The organism is Streptomyces sp. NPDC127100 (assembly GCF_042724095.1).
Classification (GTDB): Bacteria; Actinomycetota; Actinomycetes; order Streptomycetales; family Streptomycetaceae; genus Streptomyces.
In genome coordinates this window covers 166,622-181,279 of record NZ_JBHXFL010000004.1, presented here as the reverse complement: position 1 = coordinate 181,279, position 14,658 = coordinate 166,622, and the positions used below count along the sequence as shown (strand labels likewise).

General features: G+C 75.4%; 15 protein-coding genes. 6 read left to right on the top strand and 9 right to left on the bottom strand.

From position 1 onward, the window contains the following. The first annotated feature begins 172 nt into the window (after positions 1-172). On the top strand, positions 173-1,012 hold the full coding sequence (locus ACFWJB_RS07325; protein ID WP_386920798.1) for a TIGR02452 family protein: 840 nt from the start codon (positions 173-175) through the stop codon (positions 1,010-1,012). On the opposite strand, the gene ACFWJB_RS07320 is transcribed toward ACFWJB_RS07325, so the two are convergent. After that, complete coding sequence (locus tag ACFWJB_RS07320) at positions 997-1,461, bottom strand: type II toxin-antitoxin system PemK/MazF family toxin (protein WP_385466497.1); 465 nt, start codon at positions 1,459-1,461, stop codon at positions 997-999. The genes ACFWJB_RS07325 and ACFWJB_RS07320 overlap by 16 nt on opposite strands. 119 nt (positions 1,462-1,580) lie before the next feature. Between ACFWJB_RS07320 and ACFWJB_RS07315 the strand changes: the two genes are divergently transcribed. Further along, positions 1,581-2,498 (top strand): NAD(P)-dependent oxidoreductase, encoded by a 918-nt coding sequence (locus tag ACFWJB_RS07315; protein WP_386920795.1) that lies wholly within the window; start codon positions 1,581-1,583, stop codon positions 2,496-2,498. Positions 2,499-2,551: 53 nt separating this feature from the next. Beyond that, the gene (locus ACFWJB_RS07310) at positions 2,552-2,977 is read left to right on the top strand and encodes a PPOX class F420-dependent oxidoreductase (RefSeq protein ID WP_385466491.1); all 426 of its coding nucleotides are present in this window, start codon (positions 2,552-2,554) and stop codon (positions 2,975-2,977) included. Between the two features lie 32 nt (positions 2,978-3,009). Here ACFWJB_RS07310 and ACFWJB_RS07305 read toward each other — a convergent pair whose 3' ends face one another. From ACFWJB_RS07305 to ACFWJB_RS07295, 3 genes are all read right to left on the bottom strand, one after another. Beyond that, a complete protein-coding gene (locus ACFWJB_RS07305; protein ID WP_386920793.1) occupies positions 3,010-4,173 on the bottom strand; it encodes an LLM class flavin-dependent oxidoreductase in 1,164 nt (387 codons plus the stop codon). Positions 4,174-4,207: 34 nt separating this feature from the next. Then, positions 4,208-4,762 (bottom strand): NADPH-dependent FMN reductase, encoded by a 555-nt coding sequence (gene ssuE, locus ACFWJB_RS07300; RefSeq protein WP_386920791.1) that lies wholly within the window; start codon positions 4,760-4,762, stop codon positions 4,208-4,210. Positions 4,763-4,985: 223 nt separating this feature from the next. After that, positions 4,986-5,072 carry a putative leader peptide gene (locus ACFWJB_RS07295; RefSeq protein ID WP_385466564.1) on the bottom strand — a complete coding sequence of 29 codons (87 nt, stop codon included), beginning with the start codon at positions 5,070-5,072 and terminating at the stop codon, positions 4,986-4,988. 164 nt (positions 5,073-5,236) lie between these two features. On the opposite strand from ACFWJB_RS07295, the gene ACFWJB_RS07290 reads away from it, so the two are divergent. Together ACFWJB_RS07290 and ACFWJB_RS07285 are read left to right on the top strand one after the other, a co-directional pair. Then, a complete protein-coding gene (locus ACFWJB_RS07290) occupies positions 5,237-5,473 on the top strand; it encodes a hypothetical protein (protein WP_385466482.1) in 237 nt (78 codons plus the stop codon). A 531-nt stretch (positions 5,474-6,004) separates the two neighbouring features. Then, on the top strand, positions 6,005-6,601 hold the full coding sequence (locus ACFWJB_RS07285) for a LuxR C-terminal-related transcriptional regulator (RefSeq protein ID WP_386920789.1): 597 nt from the start codon (positions 6,005-6,007) through the stop codon (positions 6,599-6,601). A gap of 27 nt (positions 6,602-6,628) precedes the next feature. Here ACFWJB_RS07285 and ACFWJB_RS07280 read toward each other — a convergent pair whose 3' ends face one another. The 5 genes from ACFWJB_RS07280 to ACFWJB_RS07260 all read right to left on the bottom strand — a co-directional run bounded on the left by ACFWJB_RS07280 (position 6,629) and on the right by ACFWJB_RS07260 (position 13,917). Continuing rightward, complete coding sequence (locus ACFWJB_RS07280; protein WP_386920787.1) at positions 6,629-8,416, bottom strand: ATP-binding cassette domain-containing protein; 1,788 nt, start codon at positions 8,414-8,416, stop codon at positions 6,629-6,631. Next, on the bottom strand, positions 8,413-10,212 hold the full coding sequence (locus ACFWJB_RS07275) for an ABC transporter ATP-binding protein (protein ID WP_386920912.1): 1,800 nt from the start codon (positions 10,210-10,212) through the stop codon (positions 8,413-8,415). Before ACFWJB_RS07275 ends, ACFWJB_RS07280 begins: the two co-directional genes overlap by 4 nt. 134 nt (positions 10,213-10,346) lie before the next feature. After that, positions 10,347-10,475, bottom strand: a complete 129-nt coding sequence (locus ACFWJB_RS07270; RefSeq protein ID WP_003972313.1) for a SapB/AmfS family lanthipeptide — start codon at positions 10,473-10,475, stop codon at positions 10,347-10,349. 32 nt (positions 10,476-10,507) lie between these two features. Next, on the bottom strand, positions 10,508-13,126 hold the full coding sequence (gene lanKC, locus ACFWJB_RS07265) for a class III lanthionine synthetase LanKC (RefSeq protein WP_386920785.1): 2,619 nt from the start codon (positions 13,124-13,126) through the stop codon (positions 10,508-10,510). A 152-nt stretch (positions 13,127-13,278) separates the two neighbouring features. Beyond that, a complete protein-coding gene (locus tag ACFWJB_RS07260; RefSeq protein ID WP_386920783.1) occupies positions 13,279-13,917 on the bottom strand; it encodes a LysE family translocator in 639 nt (212 codons plus the stop codon). A 169-nt stretch (positions 13,918-14,086) separates the two neighbouring features. Between ACFWJB_RS07260 and ACFWJB_RS07255 the strand changes: the two genes are divergently transcribed. Then, positions 14,087-14,515, top strand: a complete 429-nt coding sequence (locus ACFWJB_RS07255; protein WP_386920781.1) for a VOC family protein — start codon at positions 14,087-14,089, stop codon at positions 14,513-14,515. Positions 14,516-14,658: the final 143 nt, after the last annotated feature.

The following is a 14,658-nucleotide window of genomic DNA, read 5'->3' as shown; positions in this document are numbered from 1 at the left end:
GTTCCATCTCGGGCATCTCCACGACCCGACCGTTTCCGGGGGCTTCTCCCCGTCGTTGCCCGGGCCGGGAAATCCCGTTGCGCCGCATCACCAGCATCACCCAGGATTCCCGCATGAGCACGACGGGGGAGGCCGCCCGGCGCGCGGTCACGGCGTCCACGGGGGTGGCGCCATGAGCGCGCGCCTGCGCGGCATCGCGAAGGAGACCGAGCAGATTGTCGCGGCGGGGGGCTACCGCACGCCCGGCGGACGCGAGGTGCGGATCGCGGCGGCGGTCGAGGCGGCCCGCGAGGGCACCCGGACGCACGGTCCGGGACCGGTCGCGGTGCCACCGTCCGCCCCGGTGGCCACGGTCTTCGAGGTCACGGGCGAGAGCAGCACCGAGGCCGCCCGCCGGCTCGGCGGCGAGGTCGCCGTACTGAACTTCGCCTCCGCCCGCAACCCCGGCGGCGGTTACCTCAACGGCGCCCAGGCCCAGGAGGAGGCCCTGTGCCGGGCCTCCGCCCTGTACACCTGCCTGCTACGGGCCCGCGCGTTCTACGACCACCACCGGGCCCACCGCGACCCGTTCTACACGGACCGGGTCGTCCACTCACCCGCCGTGCCGGTCTTCCGCGACGACCGCGGAGTGCTGCTGGAGCAGCCGTACACGGCCGGGTTCCTCACCGCGGCCGCACCGAACGCGGGCGTGGTGCTGCGGACCGCGCCGGAGCGCGCCGGCGAGCTGGGCCCCGCGCTGGCCGTACGGGCCGAACGGGTGCTGGAGACGGCCGCCGCCCACGGCTACCGGCGGCTGGTGCTCGGCGCCTGGGGCTGCGGCGTGTTCCGCAACGACCCGGCCCGGGTCGCGGGCGCGTTCCGAACGCTGCTCGGACCCGGCGGGCGCTTCGAGTCGTCGTTCGAACGGGCGGCGTTCGGCATCCTGGACCGCTCGCCGGGCGGCACCGTCCGCGCGGCGTTCGCCCGGGCCTTCCCGGAGGCCGCCGCCGACGGGCGTCAGCTCCAGCCGTAGCGCTCCCGCAGCCGCTGCCGTACGAGCCCGAAGCGCATCCGGTCCAGCGCGCACGCCTCACGGCGCATCCCGGCGTCGTGCAGCCGCAGCACCCGGTCCACGGCGACCCAGGAATCCCGCCCCGACCGGTCCCAGGGCCCGCTGCCGATGGGCACCCACTCCCGGTCCCCGTCGTGCCGCCTGCTGGAGAGCTGCACCGCGAGCACCGTGCCCGCCGCCTCCCGTGCGACGACGAGCACCGGCCGGTCCTTGCCCCGCCCGTCGTTCTCCTCGTACGGCACCCACGTCCAGACGATCTCGCCCGGATCCGGGTCCCCGTCGTGCGCGGGCGAGTACTCGGTGCGCACCCGGCCCACGCCCCGCGGGTCCGCCTCCGTCGTCGCGGAGGGGCCGTGGCGGCCGGGCACAAGGGCGTCGCTGTCATCGGTCCTGCGGGTGTAGGCGTCCACGGCCGTACCGTACGCGACGCGTTCCGCGGCGGAACGGCCGGTCGGCGCGGCCCGCGGTGGGATGGCAGGCTGGCACTCGGCCACCCTCCGCACGAGCACCAGAACAGGAAGCCGACGCTATGACCGACAAGCTCACCGTGTGCGTCCTGGGCACCGGCATCATGGGCGCGGCGATGGCCCGCAACCTCGCCCGCGCCGGACTCGCCGTCCGCGCCTGGAACCGCAGCCGGGACAAGGCCGAGCCGCTGGCCGCCGACGGCGTGCACGTCGCCGGCAGCCCCGAGGAGGCGGTGCGGGACGCCGGTGTAGTCCTCACCATGCTGTACGACGGCCCGGCCGCCCTGGACGTCATGCGCCGCGCCGCCCCCGGCCTGCGCCCCGGCGCCGCGTGGGTGCAGTCGACCACCGCCGGCCTCGACGCGCTCGCGGACCTCGCCGCCTTCGCCCGCGAGCACGGCCTCGTCTTCTTCGACGCCCCCGTGCTCGGCACCCGGCAGCCCGCCGAGGCCGGTCAGCTGCTCGTCCTGGCCGCCGGCCCGGCCGGCGCGCGGGACACGGTGGCGCCCGTCTTCGACGCGGTCGGCTCCCGCACGGTGTGGACCGGCGAGGACGGCGCCGCCGGCAGCGCCACCCGGCTCAAACTCGTGGCCAACAGCTGGGTCCTCGCCGCCACCGGCGCGGTCGGCGAGGTCCTGGCGCTGTCGCAGGCGCTGGGCGTGGACCCGGACGGCTTCTTCGACGCCATCGCCGGCGGCCCTCTCGACATGGGCTACCTGCGCGCCAAGGCCGCCCTGATCCGTGACGACGCCCTCACCCCGGCCCAGTTCGCCGTCACCACCGCCGCGAAGGACGCCCGCCTGATCGTCGAGGCGGGCGAGCGCAACGGCGTGCGCCTGGACGTCGCCGCCGCGACCGCGGAGCGCCTGGAGCGCGCCGCGGCCCAGGGCCACGGCGACGAGGACATGGCGGCGGCCTACTTCGCCAGCTTCGACGGACAGGCGTCCGACCCGGCGCACCCGGGGTACCGGACGAACTGAGGAAACGGAACGCCGAAGCGGCCTCCGAACGACCACCACGCGAAGGAGTTCTCATGTCCAAGCCCCCGCTGCCGCCCGAGGCCGTCGACCTGCTGCGCCGTCCCAACCCGTGCGTGATGGCCACGCTCCGCTCGGACGGCAGCCCGGTCTCCACACCCACCTGGTACCTGTGGGAGGACGACGGCCGGGTCCTGATCAGCCTCGACGAGGGCCGGGTACGCCTCAAGCACCTGCGCCGCGACCCGCGGGTGACGCTCACCGTCCTGGACGGCGACGACTGGTACACGCACGTCACCCTCATCGGCCGTGTCACCGAGACCCGCGACGACGAGGGCCTGGCCGACATCGACCGGCTCTCCACGCACTACACGGGCAACTCCTACCCGGACCGGGTCCGCGCCCGGGTCAGCGCGTGGATCGAGGTCGAGCGCTGGCACGGCTGGGGTTCGCTGAAGGACAGCGACCAGGCGTCGACCTGACGGCGGCCCGGCCGGTTCCGCGCCGGCCGGGCTCAGCTCGCGAAGGCCGCCCCCGCCGGCTGTTCCGCCCAAGGGGGCGGGGCCGCCGCCGGCTCGCCGTCCGGGTGCCGCCACAGGCCCCGCCCGGCCAGCCGCGGCAGGACGCCCTCGCCGAACCAGTACGCCTCCTCCAGGTGCGGGTAGCCGGAGAGCACGAACTCCTCGATGCCCAGGGACGCGTACTCCTCGATCCGCTCGGCGACCTCCTCGTGGCCGCCGACCAGGGCGGTGCCCGCGCCGCCGCGCACCAGGCCGATACCGGCCCACAGGTTGGGGTGGATCTCCAGCCCGTCCCGGGCGCCGCCGTGCAGGGCGAGCATCCGCCGCTGCCCCTCCGACTCGCTGCGGGCCAGGCCCTCCTGCACGGCCCGTACCGTGTCCGGGTCGAAGCCGGACAGCAGCCGTTCCGCCTCGGCCCAGGCCTGTGCCGAGGTGTCGCGGGTGATGACGTGCAGCCGGATGCCGAACCGCGGGGTGCGGCCCTGCCGCGCGGCCGACTCACGGACCCGGGCGATCTTCTCGGCGACCTGCGCGGGCGGCTCGCCCCAGGTGAGGTAGACGTCGGCGTGCCGCGTGGCCACCTCGACCGCCGCGGGCGACGAGCCGCCGAAGTAGACCTCGGGCACCGGGTCGGGCACGCGGGCCAGCCGCGCGCCCTCCACCCGGAGGTGCTCGCCGTCGAGGTCGACATCGTTGCCGCCCCACAACCGCCGGACCACGCTCAGGAATTCGCCGGTACGGCGGTAGCGGGCGTCCTTGTCGAGGAAGTCGCCGTAGGCCCGCTGCTCCCGGCTCTCGCCGCCGGTGACCACGTTCAGCAGCAGCCGTCCGCCGGTCTGCCACTGGAAGGTGGAGGCCATCTGCGCGGCGAGCGTGGGCGACAGGAACCCGGGCCGGAAGGCCACCAGGAACCTCAGCCGCTCGGTGTGCCGGCTGACCATGGCGGTGGTCAGCCAGGCGTCCTCGCACCAGGCGCCGGTGGGGGTGAGCGCGCCGGTGAAACCGAGGCTCTCGGCGGCCCGGGCGATCTGGCTCAGATACCCCACCGACGGCGGCCGGTCCCGGCCGGACGCCGTGACCGGAGTGCCGTGGCCGCCGCCGACGACGTCGCGGCTGTCGCCGTTGGTGGGCAGGAACCAGTGGAAGGTGAGGGACATGCCGTCTCCGTTCGGGGTTCCGGGGCGTCCGGTGTCAGCTCGCCGCGGCGAGCAGCGGGGCGTGCCCGAGGGCTGCGGAGAACTCGTCGAGCACCTGGGTGAGCGCCTCGGCGGCGGCCGGGGCGACCGACAGGGAACCGTCGTCGTGCCGGGTGAGGTCCCGGTCGAGGGTGAACCAGCCCTGGACGATGTGCCGCGCGCCCATCGAGCTGAGGACCGGCCGCAGGGCGTAGTCGATGGCCAGCACATGGGCGATGCTGCCACCGGTCGCCAGCGGCAGCACGGTCTTGCCCGTGAGCGCGTGCTGCGGGAGCAGGTCGAGCAGCGCCTTCAGCACACCGGAGTAGGCGGCCTTGTAGACCGGCGTGCCCACGACCACACCGTCCGCGGCGGCGAACAGCTCGGTGGCCTCGACGACGGCCGGGTGCGTGAGGTCGGCGCCCAGCAGCGCCTCGGCGGGGATGGTGCGGACGTCGAGCGGGAGCACCCGGTGGCCCTGGGCGACGAGCCGTTCGTCGAGATGACGCAGCAGACGGTTGGTGCGGGAGGAGGCGGACGGGCTGCCGGAGACGGACAGGACGGTGGCCATGGGGACCTCTTTCGGGAACACCGGAGCACCTGCGCGCACCGGAGCACGCGGGGGCCGGGAGAGCGGGCACGAGGACCGGCACGCGCGGACACGGGCGGGGGAGCCGCCCCGTGCGGGCGCCGGGGCACGCGGGGGAACGGGAGGGGACGACGCACCCGCGGGAGCGGCGGTCGCCGCGGGCCTCACGGCGCCGCGGAGAGAGCGGGTCCTGCCGGACGGAGCGTCAGAACGGGCGGCGACAGCAGGCGCTGGAGACCCGCGCGAGGTCGACGTGGCGTCGCCGCGTGAGGTCCGCTCGCGTCTGCTTCATGACGGCGATCGTGGCAGCCGGCGCGCGCGGCCGTCAAGGAACGGCCGGCCGTTCCCGTGCCCCGGCCGGGGATTTCACACGGGTGTGACAAGAGCACCGGCGCCGTGCGGGCGGTCGGCCCCCGCGCGGCCATGCGGCTCCGCCGTCGGGGTACGAGAATCGGCATGACGCTGCCGAAGCCGCTCAGATGGTCTCTGTTGACCGTGCTGGCCTACGTCTGCGTCGTGCTGGTCCTGCGGTACCGGCACGACGGCATGGACTGGGGCCCGGCGCTGCTGATCGCCCTGCTCGTGACACCGCTGGCCCTGCTGCTGTCCCGGGGGCGGGAACGGCTCATGGACAGGGCGCGGCGGGCGGGTGAGCGGGCCCGGGAGCGCCGGCGGGGACAGGCCGCCGGGTAGTCCGGTGCCCCGCGGTGCCCCGGGTCGCGGCGCGGCGTCCACGGGAACGGCGGACGACGTGACGGACGCCGCGAGGGGTGCCGGGACGGGCCGCCCGGCGCGCGGCCGGGCCGGGCAGGGCCGCGGCACGGACCCGAAATCGCCCTGCGGGGCAAGTCGGGGCGGGCCGAACGCGGGGTTTCGGGCCACATTCACTTCGACGCTTTTCGGCCTGTGGGATCCGGGCGCGAGGGGTCCCCTCCGAGTCCCTCCCGCGCGCTCGCGTCACTCCCGTGGCGAAAGACGCCGCTGCGAGCGGCCGGCCGGGTGGAGGCTCTTCGTCCGGTCCGCCCCGCAACGACGCGATCCGGCCTGACGACCCTTCCCGGCCGCGTCCTCCGGCACCGTCGAGAACGGCGGATTGATGTCGCTGTCTCCCGGTGCGGCCGCATTGAGTGCTTCTCGGGTGGGACCCCGGGGCAGACGGCTGGGGACATTGGGGGACGAGCCCGGTGGTCCGCGCGGACGGCCGGGAGACCTTGGGGGTCGTACATGGTTCGTGTTCTTGTGGTGCACGATGCGCTGCTGCTGCGTTCGGCACTGGCGCAACTGCTCCTGTCCGCCGACGGACTCGAGGTCTCGTCCATGTCGTCCCGGGGCGAGGAGCCCGACGAGGACGACTTACCCGCCGACGTGTGCGTCGTGGACGGGGACTGTCTGGAGGCCACGGAGGAGCTGTGCCGTACGCCCTTCTGGGACCGCTGCGGGGCCCGGCAGGTCGTCCTCGCCGCACCGGAGCGGCGGGGCGTGCTGCGCAGGGCGTTCGACGCGGGGGTGCTCGGCTTCGTCGCCAAGGACGCCCCGTCCCACCGTCTGATCGCCGCCGTGCACACCGTCGCCAAGGGCGAACGGTTCCTCGACGAGAGACTCACCGTCCCCCTGCTGGAAGCGTCCCAGTCACCCCTGACGGCCCGTGAGCTCCATGTGGTGGCGCAGGCCGCCCAGGGCTCCTCCGTCGCCGAGATAGCCGGCCTCCTGCACCTGTCGCGCGGGACGGTCCGCAACTACATGGCCAGTGCGATACGCAAGGTCGGCGCACGCAACCGGGTCGACGCCATACGCATAGTCCAGAGCGCCGGCTGGGTGTGAGGAGGCGGGGCACGCGGCGCGCCCGGGTCAGCTCAGGGTCTCGCCCCAGTGCCCCACCAGATCGCGGTAGAGCGGTGAACGGCCGAGGAGTTCACGGTGCGTCCCGCACTCGGCACCGACGCCGTCCAGTACCAGGATGCGGTCGGCCCGCAGCGCCGACGACATGCGGTGGGCCACCACGACGAGCGCACCCGGACGCCGGGCGAGGGCCTCCTCGGCCCGTGCCTCGGCGGCCGGGTCGAGATGGCAGGTCGCCTCGTCGAGCAGGAGCAGACGCGCCGTGGACAGGTACGCCCGCACCAGCACGAGCAACTGGCGCTCGCCCTGCGACAGACCGGCCGGTGCCAGCGGCGCGTCGAGTCCGCCCAGGCGCTCGACGAGGGCCTCGGCGCCGAGTTCGCGCACGGCCGCCAGGATGCCGTCCACGGAGGCGTCCGGACGCAGGTACGTGAGATTGTCCCGGACCGTCCCCGTGAACACGTACGCCTGCTGGGGCAGCAGGACGCGCAGGGCCGCGAGCTCGGCCGGGCTCCGGCCCGCGACCGTACGGCCGGCCACCTCGACCACGCCCCCGCCCGGCGCCAGCGTCCCGGCGACCAGACGGGTGAGGGTCGACTTGCCGATGCCGCTGGGGCCGACGACGGCCAGGTGCTCGCCGTCCTCGACCCGCAGGTCGAGCCCGTCGAGGACCGGTTCGGCCCGTGCTCCGTAGGACAGTGTCACCGACCGCAGCTCCACGGCGGGGGCCGGCGGTTCCGCCCGCCGGTCCGGGTCCGCGGCGGGCGTGGCCGGCGGCGGGCCGGTGAGGGGCGCGGACGGCCCGGAGCCGGTGATGCGGTCCAGGACCACGAGCAGCCGCGTCCCCGCGGCCCCGATCGCCGTCATCAGGGTGTGGAGCGCCGGCAGCAGCGCCTGGGCGAGGTAGGTGAAGGCACCCAGCAGCGCCCCGGTGGTGACCCCCTTGCCGCGCAGCCACGGCACGGTCACCAGCAGGAGCAGGACCGGCAGTTGCCCCGCGACACCGAGGGCCAGCGTGCGTACCGCGGCCCAGCGGGCGAGGACCCGCGCGGTGCCGGCGGCCTCCGCGACGAGCCGCTCACCGTCGCGCGCGGCCTGCGCCTGCGTACCGCAGGCGGTGATGTCCCGCAGCGCCCCCCGGGTCCGCGTCGCGTGATCGCCCAGAGCCTCGTCGGCGGCGAGGGCCCGCCGCTGCGCCGCCGCCATGGGCCGCAGCGTGACCAGGAACAGGGCCAGGCCCCCGGCGAGGGGCGGCACGACGACCAGCAGCAGCGCCGGATCCAGGGAGAACAGGCCCAGCAGCGCGCCGGCGGCGGTGAAGACGAACGAGCGCATGGTCAGCACGAGCCCGGCGAAGCTGTCCCGCACGATCTCGACCTGGTTCGTGAGCCGCGAGACGGCGGCCCGGTCCCCGCCACCGGGACGGGCCTGCGCCTCCGCCATGGACCGCGCGACCGCCCGCCGCACCAGACCGTCGCGCAACGGCTCCGTCAGTCCGGCCAGTTGGGCGAAGACACCCCGGACCACGGGCGCCCCGAGCAGCACGGCGACCGCGGCGACCGCGAGCCAGCCGAGCCCGGCGGCCGTGTCACCGGCCAGGAAGCCCCGGTCGAGGGCCTGGGCCACGCCGTACCCGACCAGGAAGGTCTGCGCCGACTCGGCCACCGACCACGCCCCGAGCCGGGCGAGGACGCCCTTGCGCCCGGCCAGGAAGCGCCGGGCGGGCGGCAGGACCCGGCGCAGCGGTCCGGGCCCCCGGCCGTACCGCGGCACGGGGCCGCCGTCGGTGGCGGTCACGGCCGCACCTCGCCGTGCAGGGAGGCGATCGGGTCGCCCGCGGGCCGTGCGTCCGCGCCGTCGGCGGCGGAGGCGGCGGATCCGGCGCCGGTGGCGAACACCGCACGGTAGGCGGCCCGTTCCCACAGCAGCCGGTGTGGGCCGACCGCCCGTACCCGTCCGGCCTCCAGCCAGATCACCAGGTCCGCCCGTGCCGCGACCGACGGGCGGTGCGCCACGACCAGACGGGTGGTGCCCTCGAGGGAGTCGCGCACCGCCCGGTCCACGGCGTGCTCGGTGGCGGTGTCGAGGCTGGAGGTCGCGTCGTCCATCACGAGCAGCCGGCCCGCGTGGGCGAACGCCCGGGCCAGCCCCAGACGCTGGTACTCCCCTCCGGACAGCGGGACGTCGGCGAGCGGGGTGTCGTACGTCCGCGGCAGGCGGCGCACGAAGGCGTCGGCGCCCGCGACACGGATCGCCTCCCGCACCCGGTCCGGCGTCGCGGGGCGCGTCCCGGCCGCGACCGCCTCCGCCACGGTGCCGTCACCGAGCACCGGACGCGCGAAGGCGAAGCCGACCTCGGCACGCAGGCTCGCACGGGTCAGGGAGCTCAACGGGACGCCGTCCAGCAGGACCTCTCCCTCGTCGGGATCGACGAGCCGGCCCGCCACGGCCGCCAGGACGGACTTGCCGGAACCGCTGCGGCCCACGACCGCGGCCGTCGCCCCGCCGGGCACCACCACGTCGTCCGCCCGCAGCACCTCCGTCCCCTCCCGCAGCACGCGCACTCCGCGCAGCGCGAGGGCCCCCGGGCCGCCCGGCGGCAGGGTCCGGCCGCCGTGGGGCAGGGCGGGCAGCGCTTCCAGCGCCGTGGTGCGTTCCCGTGCCGTCCGCCCCCGGACCAGCGCGCCGAGCAGCGTGGCCGCACTGCCGAACCCGGCGGCCAGTTGCGCGTAACGGCACGCCGCCAGCAGTTCGCCGACGCTCAGGGCGCCCGCGCCGAGCCGGAGCCCGCCGACGGCCGTGGCCGCCACGGTCAGCAGCGGGACGAGCACGCCGCCGGTGGCCAGCGCCCGCCCGTGCAGGATCCACATGCGCTCGCCCAGGGCGCCGAGCTCCGCCAGTGGCCGGAGCACCCGGCGGCGTTCACGGTCCGCGGTCCCGGCGGCGGCGATGGTCTCCGCGCCCTCCATGGCCTCCAGCAGGCGGCCCGCGATGTCCGACTGCACCCGCTGGTAGGCACGCACCGACGTTCCCGTGTCGCGCGCGAAGACCCGCAGCACCAGCACCAGGGCGGGCAGACCGGCCAGGACGCATCCGGCGACCCACAGGTCGACGAAGGCCAGCGCCACGAGCGCGCCGGCCGGGGTGATCAGCGAGGCGGCGAGGGCGGCCCGGGCGGCCGGGGCCCCGCCCGCGTCGGAGGCGTTGAGCGTCAGCCGCGTCGCGACGTCTCCCGCGGAGTACGGACGCGTCGCGTCCGGTACGGCGTGCAGCAGGCCGGTGAGGGCGCGGGAGCGGATCGACGCCGTCCAGCCGGCGGTGCAGCGGCCGGTGAGCAGCGCGGTCAGTCCGTCGAGGAGGACCTCGCCGACGAGCAGCCCCACGCTCACCGTGAGCCAGGCCCCGGCATCGCCTCCGTCCAGCAGCAGGTCCAACACCCGGCCGAGGACCAGGGGCTGTGCGACCGCGGCGGCCGCCGCCGCCACCGAGCAGAGCAGCACCAGCAGTTCGGGCACCCGGCCGGGATCCGCGCCGGGCGGTCCCGGCGGACCGGGCGCCGCGTCCCCGCGCAGCCGGACCGGGGTCTTGTCCACCAGCCGCCCCTCCTCGTGGTCGGCGCCGTGCACCGCGGCGACGAGACACGGCACCGGCGCCCCGGCGGTGAGCCGGGACGCCGGTACCGGACCGGGCGGCCCGCCGCGGTGACCGCGACGAGCCGCCTCGGACGTCAGTTACAGGTCGTGATGCTGAGGCTGCTGTCGCCGCAGAGCAGCAGGCTGGCGCGGCTGCCGGTCTCGACGTCCCCCATGGCCTCTTCCTTCGGGGTTTCCATCGACTGCAGGTCGAACAGGTTCATGTGATCATCCCTTCGTACGGACAACGGGTTGTTCACGGCCCCTCGTGGGACCGGCTCGTGGGCCGCGGCTCGGGCCGCGGCGGTGGGAGGAACGGCAGACCGGTGGGCCGGTCGCCGCGTACGGACGCGAGGGCCAGCAGGCAGCCGGCCGTCCCGGTGGACAGGTCCATCGACAGGCGCATCATCTGCTCGCCGGGAAAGGCGAGGTGGCCGCGGTAGGACATGGCGTGCCAGGCCAGCGCGTCGATCTGGCGCCGGACGGCCTCGGGGCCGGTGCCCGGGCCGGGCGCCGTGGTCCGGCCGAGGTACAGCACCATGCCGGCCACGCCCCGGTACAGGCCGGGCTGGGCGTAGAACATGGCCTGCGCCGCGCGCACGATCTCGGTGCGCGCCCGCTCGAACTCCTCGTCGGGGCGGTGCGCCAGGTAGTCGTCGAGCACCATGCCGATGCCCACGCTGCCGGCTCCGAGGTACGGCATGGTGCGCCAGCCCTCGTCCACCTGGAGGGCGCCGCCCGCGCCACGGACGCAGCGCGCGAGGTCCTGGCGCAGCGCGGTGCCCGCGAGGTCCAGCAGACCGGTGTCCCCGGTGCGCTCGTACAGGCGCAGGAAGAGCAGGGCGCTGCCCGCCGCACCGTGCAGCAGACCGGCGCGGGGCCGGCGTCCGGACCCCCCGTCCGCCGGGGCGGCGGTGATCGTCCGGGCGCTCAGCTCGGCGCACCGCAGCGCGGCGGTGCGCAGGGCCGGGTCCCCGGTGGAGGCGGCCAGGGAGTCCAGCATCAGGCCGATGCCGGCCGTGCCGCTGTGCAGGTCGGGGGCGAGTCCCTCGAGCGGCTGCTCGAGGAGCGTCCCGGTCAGGTCGAGGGCCCGGGCGCGATGCCCGAGGTGGTCCAGCGTCCAGGCGGTCCCGGCGATCCCGTCGTGGAAGCCCAGCGGCATGCCGGACGGCGGCTCCTTCGTCCGCTCCAGCAGCCACTGCTCCCCGTCCTCGTCGCGTCCCGCACCGCTCTCGGCGAGGGCGTAGAGCACGCCGGCCGCTCCGTGACCGAACGTCAGGCCTCCGCCCGCGGTGGCGAACTGGGCGACGTCGCCGGGGAACAGCCGGTCGTCCCGGGACGGGGTCGCCGAGGCGCGGACGGCCGCGGCCATCGAGTCCCGGCTGCGGGGCCAGTCGCCCGGTTCGACCGGGACGAATCCGTCACCGTCCCGTCGCGCCGCAGGCGGGCGGGAGGGGGTGCCGGTGATCTCGGCGACCGCCGCGTCCAGGAAGGACCGCGGCACCGGGAACTGGCGCGCCACCACGTCGGCGAGGTGCTCGGCCTTGCGGCGGTCCAGCGCCAGCAGGCTGGTCAGGGGCAGGAACAGGGCGAGCCGCAGGCAGGCCAGCGCGTACCGGTCCACGGCGGGACCCCGCCGGCCGGGCGGCGCCACGAACCCGGGGTGGGCGACGGTCTGCCGGCCCGGCTCGTCGACGTGATGGGCGGCCTCGAAGTCCAGCAGGGCCACCCGGCCGTCGTCGCGGATCATGATGTTGAACAGGTGCAGGTCGTTGAAGACCACGCCCCGCTCGTGCACCTGCGTGACGGCACGCTCGACCTGGGCGTGGACGTCGAGCGCCCACTCGGTGTACTCGGCGAGCCGCGTCTCGTCCGGATCGGCCTCGATGAGCGGGTGGCGCCGGGCGAAGAAGGTGTTGAGCGGCTTGCCGTCGAGGTGCTCGAGAACGAGGAAGTGGTGCTCGCCGACGGTGAAGGCGTCCCGCACCTCGGGGGTGCAGTCGAGGCCGGACAGCTGCTCCAGCGCCCGGCGTTCGCGTTCCAGCCGGGCCACCGCGTCCGCTCCGTCGGCGGCCAGACCCGCGTGCCGGCGGGCCTCCTTGAGGACCACGAGCTCACCGGTGCGCGTGTCCCGCGCCCGGTAGACGCCACCGCCGTTGGAGAAGTGGAGCGCCGACTCGACGGTGTACGGGATGTCCGCCAGGGTCACCGTCGCCCGCGCCTCGAGGTGGGGCTTCAGGAACGCCGGCACGCTCACCCATTCGGGCACGCGGAACACCGGACCGCGCGGGTCGGGAACGAGAACCCCGTCGGGATCCGCGATCGCCGGTCTCAGCTCGCCGTCCTCGTCGTAGCAGTTGCGGCGGGTGAAGCTGCCGTAGCGCACGTGCACCGGGCCGTCGCCGAGCCTGAGGTCGCTCAGGATGTGCGGGCCGGGCTCGCCGGCCAGCAGGGCGGTCAGCTCGCCCGCGAGGCGCTCGAACCGCTCCTCGTCCTCGGGGTACACGGTGATGAACTTGCCGCTGCCCGCCCGGTCGGCGTACTTGGCGTTGCGCTGGTGCAGCAGATAGCGGCTCGGGACGAACTTGAACGCGACACCCTGCTCGAAGCAGTGCCGTCGTACCCGCTCCAGGACGGACTCGGCGTTGTCCAGGCAGGCGGAGACGTGGATCTTCCAGCCCTGGGCCGGCAGTTCGGCGTCCACCGGCCGAAGGGCCAGCCAGTCGCCGCTCTCGCCACGCTGCCAGCCGGCCGGGACGGGCTCGGTGGCCGCCGCGTACCGGGTGCCGGCCGCCGCGGTGCCGGGGGCGGTGCGGTGCGGCGCGTCGTAGAAGTGCGGGTCCGCGTCGCAGTACACGGCATAGCCCTTGTTCACGCCTTCTCCCTCCGCCGGTCGGTGCCGAGGAAGACGTTTTCACGGGCCGCCGTGCCCGGCACAGTCACCGCTGTCACCTCTCGAACGTGCGGAACGCACAGGTAACTTGGGACGCGCCGGCGCCCGGTCGCCCACGGTCCGGACGCGGCGGGCTAGTCCTTGCGCCCGGTCACGGCCACGGTGACACCGAGGCCGATCATGGCCAGGCCGCCCGCGCCACCGACCGCGGACAGCCGGCGCGGGGAGCTCGCGAACCAGTCGCGCGCCGTGGCGGCGAGCAGCCCCCAGGCGCTGTCGCAGGCCACCGCGATGACGTTGAACACCAGGCCGAGCAGCAGCATCTGCGCCGCGACACCGCCCCGGCCGCGGTCGACGAACTGCGGCAGCACGGCGGCGAAGAAGACGATGGTCTTGGGGTTGGTGACGCCGACCGCGAACCCCTCCCAGAAGGTGCGCCGGCCGCCGTGCGCCTCCCCGGCTCCGGTGAACGCCGCACGCAGTGAACGGCGTTCGCGCCAGGCCCTCACCCCGAGGTGCACGAGGTAGGCGGCGCCCGCCAGTTTGAGCACCGTGAAGAGCAGGAGCGAGCGCTCCACGGCCGATCCGACCCCGAGCGCGACGGCGACGACCAGCACATACGCGCCGAGGGTGTTGCCCACCACCGTGGTGAGCGCGGCCCGGCGCCCCTGCGCGAGCGCCCGGCCGATCACGAACAGCACACTGGGCCCCGGCACCACGATGAGCAGCAGCGACAGGGCGGCGAAGGCGAGCAGACGGTCGGAGGACACCATGGCGGCATGCAACCACGCGGTCGGCGCGGGCCTCCACGGCATTTCCGCCGACGGCCGGCCCGTCGACATGCCCGGACCGCTCGCCTAGGATCTTCCGCGCGGCATCGCGTGCCGGTCACCGACCGGGTGAGGCATGGAGGCGCCGCGGATGCCCGTGGAGGCATTGCCCGTGTCAGTCGAGTTCAACCACACCATCGTTCTCTCCCGCGACCGGGAGAGGTCCGCCCGTTTCCTCGCCGGAGTCCTCGGCCTCGAGGTCGGGGAGCCCACCGGGATGTTCCTGCCCGTGACGACCGCCAACGGCGTCACGCTGGACTTCGCCACCGTCGACATCGACATCCCGGTCCAGCACTACGCGTTCCTCGTCTCCGAGGACGAGTTCGACGAGATCCTCGCCCGGCTCGTGGAGGGCGAGGTCCCCATCCAGGCGGACCCGCACGGGCGGCACCCGCGCCGGATCAACCGCAACGACGGCGGGCGCGGCGTGTACTTCACCGACCCGTCCGGGCACGGCATGGAGGCCTTCACCCGCCCCTACGGCAGTGACCCGGCCTCACCGCTGAACGGCGTCACGGAGGACGTCCCCGGAGCGCACTGACCCGTCGCCGGCGGTTGCCCGCGCACACGCGTGCTCCCGGGGGCGACGGCACACCACCCGTGCCGCACGGTCCCCGCGCGCCGGCCGGGCCGCCCCGCCCCCCGCCCGGGGCCCGTCCGGCACCCGGGCCCCCCCGGCGCCCC